At 70.9% G+C, this 12,689-nt stretch carries 11 protein-coding genes; 2 read left to right on the forward strand and 9 right to left on the reverse strand.

The features are described 5' to 3' along the window. The first annotated feature begins 261 nt into the window (after positions 1-261). A complete protein-coding gene (locus AB0E88_RS11100; protein WP_361627472.1) occupies positions 262-900 on the forward strand; it encodes a phosphatase PAP2 family protein in 639 nt (212 codons plus the stop codon). On the opposite strand, the gene AB0E88_RS11105 is transcribed toward AB0E88_RS11100, so the two are convergent. The 8 genes from AB0E88_RS11105 to AB0E88_RS11140 all read right to left on the reverse strand — a co-directional run bounded on the left by AB0E88_RS11105 (position 839) and on the right by AB0E88_RS11140 (position 10,494). Next, positions 839-2,635 carry a glycosyl hydrolase family 18 protein gene (locus AB0E88_RS11105; protein WP_361627475.1) on the reverse strand — a complete coding sequence of 599 codons (1,797 nt, stop codon included), beginning with the start codon at positions 2,633-2,635 and terminating at the stop codon, positions 839-841. The two genes, AB0E88_RS11100 and AB0E88_RS11105, sit on opposite strands and share 62 nt — an antisense overlap. A gap of 86 nt (positions 2,636-2,721) precedes the next feature. Then, positions 2,722-3,177, reverse strand: coding sequence for a hypothetical protein (locus AB0E88_RS11110; protein WP_361627478.1), 456 nt, complete (start codon positions 3,175-3,177; stop codon positions 2,722-2,724). A 132-nt stretch (positions 3,178-3,309) separates the two neighbouring features. After that, the gene (locus AB0E88_RS11115) at positions 3,310-4,728 is read right to left on the reverse strand and encodes an FAD-dependent oxidoreductase (protein ID WP_361627481.1); all 1,419 of its coding nucleotides are present in this window, start codon (positions 4,726-4,728) and stop codon (positions 3,310-3,312) included. Positions 4,729-4,764: 36 nt separating this feature from the next. After that, positions 4,765-5,565: an ABC transporter permease gene (locus AB0E88_RS11120; protein ID WP_361627484.1), complete on the reverse strand. Its 801-nt coding sequence runs from the start codon at positions 5,563-5,565 to the stop codon at positions 4,765-4,767. Then, entirely contained in the window at positions 5,566-6,495 is a 930-nt protein-coding gene (locus tag AB0E88_RS11125) for an ABC transporter permease (RefSeq protein ID WP_361627487.1), read from the reverse strand. After that, complete coding sequence (locus tag AB0E88_RS11130; protein WP_361627490.1) at positions 6,495-7,646, reverse strand: ABC transporter ATP-binding protein; 1,152 nt, start codon at positions 7,644-7,646, stop codon at positions 6,495-6,497. Before AB0E88_RS11130 ends, AB0E88_RS11125 begins: the two co-directional genes overlap by 1 nt. A 5-nt stretch (positions 7,647-7,651) precedes the next feature. Beyond that, a complete protein-coding gene (locus tag AB0E88_RS11135) occupies positions 7,652-8,899 on the reverse strand; it encodes a spermidine/putrescine ABC transporter substrate-binding protein (protein ID WP_361627493.1) in 1,248 nt (415 codons plus the stop codon). Positions 8,900-8,952: 53 nt separating this feature from the next. Continuing rightward, positions 8,953-10,494, reverse strand: a complete 1,542-nt coding sequence (locus AB0E88_RS11140; protein WP_361627496.1) for a gamma-aminobutyraldehyde dehydrogenase — start codon at positions 10,492-10,494, stop codon at positions 8,953-8,955. Positions 10,495-10,730: 236 nt separating this feature from the next. On the opposite strand from AB0E88_RS11140, the gene AB0E88_RS11145 reads away from it, so the two are divergent. Continuing rightward, a complete protein-coding gene (locus tag AB0E88_RS11145; RefSeq protein ID WP_361627499.1) occupies positions 10,731-11,294 on the forward strand; it encodes an NADAR family protein in 564 nt (187 codons plus the stop codon). 312 nt (positions 11,295-11,606) lie between these two features. Here AB0E88_RS11145 and AB0E88_RS11150 read toward each other — a convergent pair whose 3' ends face one another. Then, positions 11,607-12,641: a hypothetical protein gene (locus tag AB0E88_RS11150; protein ID WP_361627502.1), complete on the reverse strand. Its 1,035-nt coding sequence runs from the start codon at positions 12,639-12,641 to the stop codon at positions 11,607-11,609. Between the last annotated feature and the right edge of the window lie 48 nt (positions 12,642-12,689).

Here is a 12,689-nt window from a genome sequence, read left to right on the forward strand (position 1 = left end):
GAGATACACCCCCGCCCACAGGGGACTGTGGGTGATCTCAGGCCGAGGCCTCCCCAGCTTCGACCTGGTCGTGCCTCGCGCACACAGACGGAGCCCCTGGGCTCCGGATCTCCTCACCGATCGGACGGTCGCCCGCCCCAAACCCCCCGGGGCGCGCGACGTTCCGGTCAGTTCGGCCGCCCCGGAACCACCCCCCCTGTTCCGGGGCGGCCGGCCTCCTTCTCCCCCCGGCCCGCCGTCCGCTGACGGATCATGGGCCCCATGCTTCTGCTGCTCCTGCCGGCTCTGCTCCTCGCCCTCATCACCTGGCAGGTCGTCACCGACGGCCCGCTGCTCACGGCCGACGAGCATCTCAGCGGCGACATCGTGCACCCGGACCGCTTCTGGGAGCTGCTCTCCGACCTCGGCAACGTGGAGGTCGCGGTGCCGGTGCTGGTCCTGGCGGTGGTCTGGGCCGCCTGGCGCGGCCGGGCCGCGGGCCTGGGCCGCTGGTGGCTCCCTCCCGCCGCGGCGGCGCTCACCATGGCGCTGGTCCCGGCCGTGGTCGTCCCCCTCAAGGACTGGACCGCCCGCCCCAGCACCCCGGTGATGCCCCCGGCCGTCGGTTACTTCCCGTCCGGACACACGGCGACGGCAGCGGTGGCCTACGGCGCCGCGGCCCTGCTCCTGCTGCCCTGGCTCCGCTCCCCCACCGCCCGTCGCGTCACCGTCGCCGTGTGCACGGCACTGGTCCTCGCCGTGTCCACCGGACTTCTGCTCAGGGGGTACCACTGGCCGCTGGACGTGGTGGCCAGTTGGTGCCTGGCCACCGTCCTGCTGACGGCACTGTGGCGCGTGATCAGCCGAAGTAGCCGTCGAACGTCCGCTGGAACTCCCAGCCCGCGAAGCGGTCCCAGTTGACCGACCATGTCATCAGGCCGCGCAGGGACGGCCAGGTGCCGTGGGGCGTGTAGGAACCGCAGTTGGTCTTCCGCGTCAGGCAGTCGAGGGTCTTGGTGACCTCGGCCGGGGTGACGTAGCCGTTGCCGGCGTTGGTGGAGGCGGGCATGCCGATGGCGATCTGGTCGGGGCGCAGGGGCGGGAAGACACGGGTGGGGTCACCGGCGACGGGGAAGCCGGTGAGCAGCATGTCGGTCATCGCGATGTGGAAGTCGGCGCCGCCCATGGAGTGGTACTGGTTGTCGAGGCCCATGATCGGGCCGGAGTTGTAGTCCTGGACGTGCAGCAGGGTCAGATCGTCGCGCAGGGCGTGGATCACCGGCAGGTACGCCCCGCAGCGCGGATCCTGGCCGCCCCATTTGCCGGTGCCGTAGTACTGGTAGCCGTTCTGCACGAAGAAGGTCTCGGGGGCCATCGTCAGCACGAACTTCGCGCCGTACTTCGCCTTCAGCGTCTTCAGCGCGGAGATCAGGTTGACGATCACCGGGGTCTTCGGGTTCCGGAAGTCGGTGTCGTCGGCGGCGAGCGACAGGGAGTGGCCCTCGAAGTCGACGTCGAGGCCGTCGAGCCCGTACTCGTCGATGATCTTCGAGACGGAGGTGACGAAGGTGTCGCGGGCCGCCGTCGTCGTCAGCTGGACCTGGCCGTTCTGGCCGCCGATGGAGATCAGGACCTTCTTGCCGGCCGCCTGCTTGGCCTTGACCGCCGCCTTGAACTCGGCGTCCGACTCGGCGGTCGGGCACTCGGTGACCGGGCAGCGGGTGAAGCGGATGTCGCCGGAGGTGGCCGAGGTGGGCTCGCCGAAGGCCAGGTCGATGACGTCCCAGCTGTCGGGGACGTCGGCCAGGCGGGTGTAGCCGGCGCCGTTGGCGAAGCTCGCGTGGAGGTAGCCGACCAGGGCGTGCGGGGGGAGGTCGCCGGAGCCGCCGCCGGTGCTCGCGCCGGTCGTCGCCGTCACGGCCGCCGACTTCGCGGACTCGCCGGCGCCGCTGGTCGCGGTGACCTGGAAGGAGTACGACGTCGAGGGGGCGAGGCCGGTCACCGTCGCCGTCGTACCGGTCACCGTCTGCACCTTCGTGCCGTCCCGGTAGACGGCGTAGCCGGTGGCGCCCGGAACGGCCGGCCAGGACAGGGCGACGGACGTGGAGGTGACGGTGCCGAGGGTCGGGGCGGCCGGGGCGGCGGGCGGCTGCGTGCTCGTGCCGCCGGGGCCGGTGAGGGTGAGGTCGTCGGCCTGGTAGGCGCCGGTGCCGTACCAGCCGTGGGTGTAGAGGGTGACCGCGGTCGTGGTGGCGCCGGTGCGGAAGGTGGTGGTGAGCTGCTGCCAGTCGGGGGCGGACTGGGTCCAGGTGGAGACGTCGGTGGTGCCGGTGCCGCTCGCGCCGAGGTAGACGTAGGAGCCGCGGACGTAACCGGACAGCGTGTACTGCGCGTTCGGCTGCACGCTCACCGTCTGGGCGCACTGGGCGTTGTCGTTGCCGGCCGGGGTGGCCTGCAGCGCGTGAGTGCCGCTGTGCACCGGTGAGGTGACGGTCTGTCCGGCGGGGCAGGTCCAGCCGTCGAGGCCCGACTCGAAGCCGCCGTTCACCGTGAGGTTCGCGTCGGCCGCACGGGCGGCCGACGAGAGCGCGGTGATACCGGGGAGGGTCAGGACGGCGGCCGCGATCAGGGCGGCCAGGGGTCTGGTGCGGTCCACAAGTGCCTCCGGGCATGGGGGAAGTGGAGGGGTGGAGCGCGCCCAACTTGGTCCAGACCAATCCTGTTGTCAAGGCCTCCGGCGGATCAGCCCTCCTCGCCCCCGGCCGCCAGGGCCGCCGCCGCCTCGTGCATCGCCAGCTCCAGCAGCGCCGGGTCGGTCAGCGTGCCGGAGCCGTCCGGCTGCACGAGCCAGCGCACCGCACCGGCGGACCGGCCGGGACGGGGCACCACGATCCAGGTGCCGGCCCCGGCCGAGCGGACGCCGGTGCCGACCCAGCGCCCCGCGGTCCCCGGCGGCACGAAGAAGCCCATGCGGTGGTCGCCGAAGTCGACCAGGACGGGCCCGGGCCGGTCCAGGATGCGGGTGAGGACGTCCAGCGTCGGGTAGCCGAGGTCGCCCGGCAGGATCAGCACGTCCCAGGCCCGGCCGGCGGGCAGCAGCGCGACCCCGAGCGGACTGCGCTCCCACTCCCAGCGGCAGGCCTCGGGATCCGGCGCCACCGATGCCAGCCACTCCACCGCCGTCTTCGCCCCTGCCATGAGAAGACCTCCCTGTCTCGAACACGTGCCGCGACGCGGTGCGCGCCGCGAGCGCCACGAGTTCAGAGGGAGGTCTTCCGGGAGCATTACGCGGGTTGTGGCAACCCGTTGGAGTGATCCGGGTCACGCACGTCAGCTGTCGAAGCCGAGCCCCAGCTTGTCCATCGTGCGCAGCCACAGGTTGCGGCGGCCGCCGTGGGCGTCCGCGCGGGCCAGGGACCACTTGGTGAGGGCGATGCCGGTCCAGGCGAACGGCTCCGGCGGGAACGGCAGCGGCTTCTTGCGGACCATCTCCAGCGCGGTGCGCTCGGTGCGCTCGCCCGCCAGCAGGTCCAGCATCACCTCCGCGCCGAAGCGGGTCGCGCCGACGCCGAGGCCCGTGTAGCCCGCCGCGTACGCCACCCGGTCCTGATGGGCGGTGCCGAAGAACGCCGAGAAGCGCGAGCAGGTGTCGATCGCGCCGCCCCACGCGTGCGAGAACCGCACGCCCTCCAGCTGCGGGAAGCAGGTGAAGAAGTGCCCCGCCAGCTTGGCGTAGGTCTCGGGGCGGTCGTCGTACTCGGACCGCACCCGGCCGCCGTAGGGGTAGATCGCGTCGTAACCGCCCCACAGGATGCGGTTGTCGGCGGACAGCCGGAAGTAGTGGAACTGGTTCGCCGAGTCGCCGAGGCCCTGCCGGTTCTCCCAGCCGATCGACTTCAGCTGCTCGGCCGTCAGCGGCTCGGTCATCAGCGCGTAGTCGTAGACGGGCACCGTGTAGGAGCGCACCCGCTTGACCAGGCTCGGGAAGATGTTGGTGCCGAGCGCCACCTGCCGGGCGCGGACCTGACCGTACGGCGTGCGCACGGCCATGCCGGCGCCGTACGCCTTCAGGGTGAGGGCGGGGGTGCGCTCGTAGACGCGTACGCCCAGGTCGAGGCAGGCGCGCTTGAGGCCCCAGGCTAGCTTGGCCGGGTTCAGCATCGCCACGCCCCTGCGGTCCCACAGGCCCGCCTCGAAGGTCGGGGAGTTCACCTGCGCGCGCACCGCGTCGGCGTCGAGGAACTCGATGCCCTCGGCGAGCCCCTTGGCCTCCAGCTCGTCGTACCAGTCGCGCAGCTCCCACGCCTGGTACGGCTCGGTCGCCACGTCGATCTCACCGGTGCGCTCGAAGTCGCAGTCGATGGCGTAACGGGCCACCGCCTGCTCGATCGCGTCGAGGTTGCGCCGGCCCAGCTCCTCGAGCTTCTCGATCTCCCCCGGCCAGCGGGTCAGCCCGTTGGGCAGCCCGTGGGTGAGGGAGGCGGCGCAGAAGCCGCCGTTGCGGCCGGAGGCGGCCCAGCCCACCTCGCGGCCTTCCAGCAGGACCACGTCCCGCTGCGGGTCGCGCTCCTTGGCGATGAGCGCGGTCCACAGTCCGCTGTATCCGCCTCCGACGACCAGCAGGTCGCAGGAGTCGGTGGCGGTCAGCGCGGGCTCGGGGCGCGGCCTGCCGGGGTCGTCCAGCCAGTACGGGACCGGCTGCGCTTCGGAAAGAGACTCTGTCCAACGGCTCATGGCGCTTGGGGCCATGATTTCAACTCCCTACGAGGGTGTGCGAAAAGGGGCTTACGCCTTTTGCTTGGTACGGCGGTTTCCGACCACCATGGCGAACAGCACGCACAACACGGCGACCAGGAACATGGCCGTACCGATGACATTGATCTGGACGGGCGTGCCGCGCTGCGCCGAACCCCACACGAACATGGGGAAGGTGACGGTCGAGCCGGCGTTGAAATTGGTGATGATGAAATCGTCGAAGGAGAGCGCGAAGGCGAGCAGCGCGCCCGCGGCGATTCCGGGGGCCGCGATGGGCAGGGTGACCCGCAGGAAGGTCTGCGCGGGACCGGCGTACAGGTCCCGGGCGGCCTCCTCGAGACGCGGGTCCATCGACATCACGCGCGCCTTGACCGCGGTGACGACGAAGCTGAGGCAGAACATGATGTGCGCGATGAGGATCGTCCAGAAGCCGAGCGGCGCGCCCATGTTGAGGAACAGGGTGAGCAGCGAGGCCGCCATGACGACCTCGGGCATCGCCATCGGCAGGAAGATCAGCGAGTTGACCACGCCGCGGGCGCGGAAGCGGTAGCGCACCAGCGCGAACGCGATCATCGTGCCGAGCAGGGTGGCGCCGATGGTGGCCCACACCGCGATCTGGAGGCTGATGCCGAGCGAGCCGCACATGTCGGCGACTCCGCATGGGTCCTTCCAGGCGTCCGTGGAGAACTGCTGCCACTCGTAGTTGAAGCGGCCCTTGGGTTTGTTGAAGGAGAACACCGTGACGACGATGTTCGGCAGCAGCAGATAGCCGAGGGTGAACAGGCCCGCGATGACGACGAGCTTCTTCTTGAACCAGTTGACGAAGGGCATTTAGACCAGATCCTCCGTCCCGGACCTGCGGATGTAGATGGTGACCATGAGGAGGATCGCCGCCATGAGGATGAAGGACAGCGCGGCGGCCGTCGGATAGTCCAGGATCCGCAGGAACTGTGTCTGGATGACGTTGCCGATCATGCGGGTGTCGGTGGAGCCGAGCAGTTCGGCGTTGACGTAGTCACCGGCCGCCGGGATGAAGGTGAGCAGCGTGCCGGAGACGACGCCCGGCATCGACAGCGGGAAGGTCACCTTGCGGAAGGTGGTCCACGGCCGGGCGTACAGGTCGCCGGCCGCCTCGTGCAGCCGCCCGTCGATGCGCTCCAGGGACGTGTACAGCGGCAGGATCATGAACGGCAGGAAGTTGTACGTCAGACCGCACACCACCGCGAGCGGGGTGGCGAGCACCCGGTCGCCGGCCGTCCAGCCGAGCCAGGTGGTGACGTCCAGGACGTGCAGCGTGTTCAGGGCGCCGACGACCGGGCCGCCGTCGGCGAGGATCGTCTTCCAGGCGAGGGTGCGGATCAGGAAGCTGGTGAAGAACGGCGCGATCACCAGGATCATGACCAGGTTCTTCCAGCGGCCCGCGCGGAAAGCGATCAGATACGCCAGCGGGTAGCCGAGCAGCAGGCACAGCACGGTCGCGGCGGCCGCGTAGGCGACCGAGCGCAGGAACTGCGGCCAGTACTCGGCCAGCGCGTCCCAGTAGGTCGCGAAGTGCCAGGTGACCTTGTAGCCGGTCTCCAGGGAGCCGGTCTGCACGGAGGTGGAGCCCTGGTAGATCATCGGCAGCGCGAAGAACACGATCAGCCACAGCATGCCGGGCAGCAGCAGCCAGTACGGCGTGAAGCGGCCCCGCTTGCGCGGCGGCTTCTTCTCCGGTGCGGTCGGGGTGAGCGGCGGGGGCGCCTCGGTGAGCGTCGACATCAGGCCGCCGCCTCTTCCTCGGTGCCCGCGTCGATGTCCTGGGTCGCGTCCATGCCGAACGTGTGCGCCGGGTTCCAGTGCAGGACGACGTCGGCGCCGGGGACGAGGCGGCCGTCGCGCTCGACGTTCTGCACGTACACCGCGAGCTCGTCGCAGACGGGGCTGTCGATGACGTACTGCGTGGAGACGCCGATGAAGCTGGCGTCGGCGATCTTGCCGGTGACGCGGTTGCGGCCCTCGGGGATCGAGCCCGCGTCGTCGGCGTGCGTGAGCGCGATCTTCTCCGGGCGGATGCCGACCAGCACCTTGCCGCCCGCGGTGGCGGGTGCAGAACATCGGGCCTGCGGCAGGACCAGCTTGCCGCCGCCCGCCTTGAGGACGATGTCGTCGCCGCTCTTGGTGTCGACCTCGGCCTCGATCAGGTTGGAGGTGCCGAGGAAGTTCGCGACGAAGGTGGTCTGCGGGTTCTCGTACAGGTCGGAGGGCGCGCCGAGCTGCTCGACCCGGCCCGCGTTCATCACGGCGACCGTGTCGGCCATGGTCATGGCCTCCTCCTGGTCGTGCGTGACGTGCACGAAGGTGATGCCGACCTCCGTCTGGATGCGCTTGAGCTCCAGCTGCATCTGGCGGCGCAGCTTCAGGTCGAGCGCGCCGAGCGGCTCGTCGAGGAGCAGCACCTTCGGGTGGTTGATCAGCGCGCGGGCGACCGCGACGCGCTGCTGCTGGCCACCGGAGAGCTGGTGCGGCTTCTTGCGCGCCTGCTCACCGAGCTGGACCAGCTCCAGCATGTCCTCGACCTGCTTCTTCACGCTCTTGATGCCGCGCCGGCGCAGACCGAAGGCGACGTTCTCGAAGATGTCGAGGTGCGGGAAGAGGGCGTAGGACTGGAAGACCGTGTTCACGGGCCGCTTGTAGGGCGGCAGGTGGGTCACGTCCTGGTCGCCGAGCCGTACGGTGCCCGTGGTGGGCTCCTCCAGGCCGGCGATCATGCGCAGGGTGGTGGTCTTGCCGCAGCCGGAGGCACCGAGCAGGGCGAAGAAGGAGCCCTGCGGCACGGTCAGGTCGAGCGGCTGTACGGCGGTGAAGCCGTTGTCGTAGGTCTTGCTGATCCCGGAGAGGCGGACGTCGCCGCTGTGGTCTGTCGTCGTCATGATCGTCACGCCCCAGTGAGCTTCGCGAATTTCTGTTCGTAGGCGGTCTCTTCCTTCTGCGTCAGGGAGCGGAAGGGGTGAGACCTCGCCTGCATGGCCTTGTCGGGGATGATCAGCGGGTTGTTCGCCGCATCCTTGTCGATCTTCGCAAGCTCCGCCTTCACGCCGTCGACCGGACAGACGTAGTTGATGTAGGCGGCGAGCTCGGCGGCCGGCTGCGGCTCGTAGTAGTAGTCCATGAGCCGCTCGGCGTTGGTCTTGTGACGCGCCTTGTTGGGGATCAGCATCACGTCGGTCGAGGTGATGTAGCCGCTGTCCGGGATGACGAAGTCGACGTCCGGGCTGTCCGCCTTCAGCTGGACGACGTCACCGGCCCACGCCAGACAGGCGGCGAGGTCGCCCTTGGTGAGGTCGGAGGTGTAGTCGTTGCCGGTGAAGCGGCGGATCTGGCCGCTGTCCACGCCCTTCTGCAGACGGGCGATGGCGGCGTCGAAGTCGTCGTCGGTGAACTTCGCCGGGTCCTTGCCCATGTCCAGCAGCGTCATGCCGATGCTGTCGCGCATCTCGGTGAGGAAGCCGACACGGCCCTTGAGCTTCTTGTTGTCGAGCAGGTCGGAGACCGACTTCACCTCGACGCCGCCGAGGGCCTTCTTGTTGTAGGCGATGACCGTGGAGATGCCCTGCCAGGGGTAGGAGTACGCGCGCCCCGGGTCCCAGTCGGGGTTGCGGAACTGCTGCGAGAGGTTGGCGTAGGCGTGCGGCAGGTGCGCCGGGTCCAGCTTCTGCACCCAGCCCAGGCGGATCAGCCGGGCGGCCATCCAGTCGGTGAGGACGATCAGGTCGCGGCCGGTGTCCTGGCCCGCGGCGAGCTGCGGCTGGATCTTGCCGAAGAACTCGTTGTTGTCGTTGATGTCCTCGGTGTAGCGGACCGTGATGCCGGTGCGCCGGGTGAACTGGTCGAGCGTCGGGTGGTGCTTGCCCGCGTCGTCGACGTCCATGTACTCGGTCCAGTTGGAGAAGTTGACGGTCTTCTCCTGCGCCGAGTGGTCCTCGGCGGACGTGCCGCCCGCCGTCTTGCCGGCCGCGGGGATCCCGCAGGCGCTCAGCGCCCCGAGTCCGCCGACCGCGAGCGCGCCGCCCGCCGAGGCACGCAGCAGCGATCGGCGGGTGAGGGCGGCCCGCCCGTTGGTGAAACTGCGCCGCATGGCGGCCGCTTGGGCCGGGGTCAGGCGGTCGGGCTCGTACTGCTCCATGCGCGTGGTTGCCCTTTCGGGAGGGATGGGCCGTGGTGGCAGGCCCGTCGTGGCTATCGGTCCCCGAAGATCGTGCGGTGCCAGTCCTTCCTGACGACCGCCGTGTTGTCGAACATGACGTGCTTGATCTGCGTGTACTCCTCGAACGAGTACGATGACATGTCCTTGCCGAAGCCGGACGCTTTGTAGCCGCCGTGGGGCATCTCGCTGATGATCGGGATGTGGTCGTTGATCCACACGCACCCCGCCTTGATCTCGCGTGTCGCACGGTTCGCCCGGTACACGTCCCGGCTCCACGCGGAGGCGGCGAGGCCGTAGGGGGTGTCGTTGGCCAGCCGGATGCCTTCATCGTCGCTGTCGAACGGCAGGACGACCAACACGGGGCCGAAGATCTCCGCCTGCACGATCTCGCTGTCCTGCGGCGCGTCGGCGACCAGGGTGGGCCGGTAGTAGGCGCCCTTGGCCAGCTCGCCGCCGGGTGCCTCGCCGCCGGTGACCACGCGCGCGTAGGCACGCGCCCGGTCGACGAAGCCGGCCACGCGGTCGCGCTGGGCGTGCGAGATCAACGGTCCGAGGTCGGTGCCGGAGGCGAAGGGACCGCCGAGCCGCACCGTCTCCATCAGCGCGGCTGTCCGGGCGACGAACTCCTCGTACAGGGGGCGCTGCACGTACGCGCGCGTGGCGGCCGTGCAGTCCTGCCCGGTGTTGATGAGCGCGCCGGCGACCGCGCCGTTGACGGCCGCGTCCAGGTCGGCGTCGTCGAAGACCAGGAAGGGGGCCTTGCCGCCCAGTTCCAGGTGCAGGCGCTTGACGGTGGCGGTGGCGATCTCGGCGACCCGCTTGCCGACGGCGGTGGAGCCGGTGAAGGAGGTCATGGCCACGTCCGGGTGACCCACCAGGCGCTCACCGGCCTCCTTCCCGGTCCCGGTGACGACGTTGATCACACCGTCGGGAATGCCGGCCGCGGTGGCGGCCTCGGCGAACAGCAGCGAGGTGAGCGGGGTCAGCTCGGCGGGCTTCAGCACGATGGTGTTGCCCGCGGCGATCGCCGGGAGGATCTTCCAGGCCGCCATCTGCAGCGGGTAGTTCCACGGCGCGATGGACCCGACGACCCCGATCGGCTCACGGCGGACGTACGACGTGTGGTCGCCGGAGTACTCACCGGCCGACTGCCCCTGGAGGTGCCGCGCGGCACCGGCGAAGAAGGCGGCGTTGTCGACCGTCCCCGGCACGTCGAACTCGCGGGTGAGCTTGAGCGGCTTGCCGCACTGCAGGGACTCCGCGCGGGCGAAGTCCTCCGCCCGGTCGGCCAGGACCGAGGCGAAGCGGTGCAGGGCGTCGGACCGCTCCGCGGGCGTGGCACCGGCCCAGCCGGGGAAGGCCGCGCGGGCGGCGGCCACGGCCGCGTCGACGTCGTCGGCCCCCGCCAGCTCGTAGGTGAAGACCTCCTCGCCGGTGGCCGGGTCGACGACCGCGTGGGTACGGCCCGAGGTGCCCCGGGTGAGACGTCCCGCGATGTACTGCGCGCCGTCCGCGAAACGCTCCTGTGCGGGGAATTCCACGGACCTCTCCGGGGTGGTGCCCGGGTTGTGCATGTCGCTCTCCTCCGCCGTCGTCCCCCTGTCCCGTGAGGGGGTGGATGGCTGTCCCGTGGGGGGTGGGTGGCGTAGCTACAGCTCGATTTGAGTGCCGATCCTGACAGAGGCCCTGGAGGCGGACAAGGGATTCCGTTGTTGCCTTTCGGTTACGCGACGAATTCGGTCGACCAGGTGTCGAGTGATACGGGAAAAGGCCGGACGCAGTGTCAGTGGCGCGTGCCAGACTCCCGTGCATGACGAAGATCGATTCTCGGGAAACCCTGGTCAGGGCGGTCCGCGCGGGGGCGAGGATCAAGTACCTCTGCTTCTGGGGGCACCGGCCGCGCCCCGACGGGCGCGTGGGCGCGAGCTGTCTGAGCCAGTGGTGGCCCTCACCGTTCGTGATCGACGGCGTGCGGTACGCCACGGCCGAGCACTGGATGATGGCCGGCAAGGCCAGGCTGTTCGGCGACGCGGAGGCGGAGCGGCAGATCCTGGCCGCCGCTCATCCGTCGGAGGCGAAGAAGGCGGGGCGCCTGGTGCGGGACTTCGACGAGGCGGTCTGGGAGCGCGAGCGGTTCCGGATCGTCGTCGAGGGCAGCGTGCACAAGTTCTCGGCCGACCCGGAGCTGCGGGCGTTCCTGCTGGGCACCGGGGACCGGGTGCTGGTCGAGGCCAGCCCCGTCGACCGCGTCTGGGGCATCGGCCTCGCGGCGGACGACGAGGCGGCGACGGACCCGGAGCGGTGGCGGGGACCGAACCTGCTGGGCTTCGCACTGATGGAGGCACGGGAGCGGATCGGCCTGCGGGCGGTGTGAGAGCGGTCTCCGGCCGGTGCGAGCGCGGGCCGATGGCGCGGTCTGCGGGCCTGCGGGATCGCGGCCGGTGGAGCGGTCTGCGGGCGGTGTGAGAGCGGGCCGGCGGCCGGCTTGAGGGCGGGGCCGACGGCGCGGTCTGCGGGCCTAGTGAGCGTGGGCCGGTGGATTGGTCTGCGGCCGGTGTGAGAGCGGGCCGGTGGCGCGGTCGGCAGAGCGGTCTGCTGCCTGGGTCAGGGCGGGCCGGTGCCTCGGTGAAGGGACGGACCTGCGTCGCGGCACCCGGAACGGGACACCGGCCCGGGTGCGCCGGTGTCAGGAGGCCGCGATCACCAGGACCAGGAAGCCGACGCCGAGGACGATGCCCGCGGCGCCGCAGATGATGCCGGCCAGGGCCTGACCCGGGTTGGTGGCCTCGCCGCGCTTGGCCTTGCTGCGGCCGATCGCTCCGAAGATCACCCCGAGGACGCCCGCGACGATGGCCAGCGGCCACGCGCAGAAGATGACCGCGCCGATGATGCCGAGCACCAGCCCGGCCGTCCCCATGCCGTTGCTGGGCAGGGGCTGCATACCGGACCAGCCGTAGTAGCCGGCCGGGTATCCCTGCGCCTGCGGGCCGGCCGGGTATCCCTGGGCCTGCGGGCCATGGGCACCGCCAGGGCCGGCCGTTCCGGGGTAGCCGTAACCGCCGGGGTAGCCGTAGGCCACCTGGCCGGGACCGTCCGGCGCGATGGGCGGCGGCGGAACCGGCTCACCGTGCCCGGAGGATGCGGCCGGGGGCGCGAAGGCACCGGCCGCGCCGGCGGCCTGGCCCGGGTGGGGCGCGGCGAAGGGGTTGGCACCGCCCGCTTGGTCCGGCTGCGGCGCGGCGAAGGGATGGGACCCGCCGGCCTGCTCGGACTGCGGCGCGGCGAAGGGATGGGACCCGCCGGTGTGCTGGGACTGCGGCGGGGCGAAGGGGTTCGCACCGCCTGCCTGCTCGGACTGCGGCGCGGCGAAGGGGTTCGGTTCCGGCCAGGCGTGCGGCTGCGGGGCGTCCGTGCCGCTGGGGACGGAGACGAACGTCTGCTGCTCGTGCAGCGGCGCATGGGCCACCGGCCCCGAGGAGGCGACCGTGTGTCCGGGGCCGTCCACCGCGCCGGGCGCTGCCCACGGGGCGGGTCCGCCGGAAGGGGACGCGCCTCCGGAGACGGGCGCCTCGGGGCCGTCGGCGGCGGACGCACCCCCGGCCGCCGGGCCCTTGCCGAGCGACACCCTCGCGCTCTCCCCCGCGCCGGACCCCTCCGAGGTCCCGTTCTCCGGAATTCCCGGGACCCCCGGTATCCCCGGCGTCCCCGTCTCGTCGGCCATGCGCGAATCCCCCTCTGCGAACGTCCCGCCATGCTACGGCCCGACCTC

It is taken from the genome of Streptomyces sp. NPDC028635 (genome assembly GCF_040637635.1).
GTDB lineage: Bacteria > Actinomycetota > Actinomycetes > Streptomycetales > Streptomycetaceae > Streptomyces.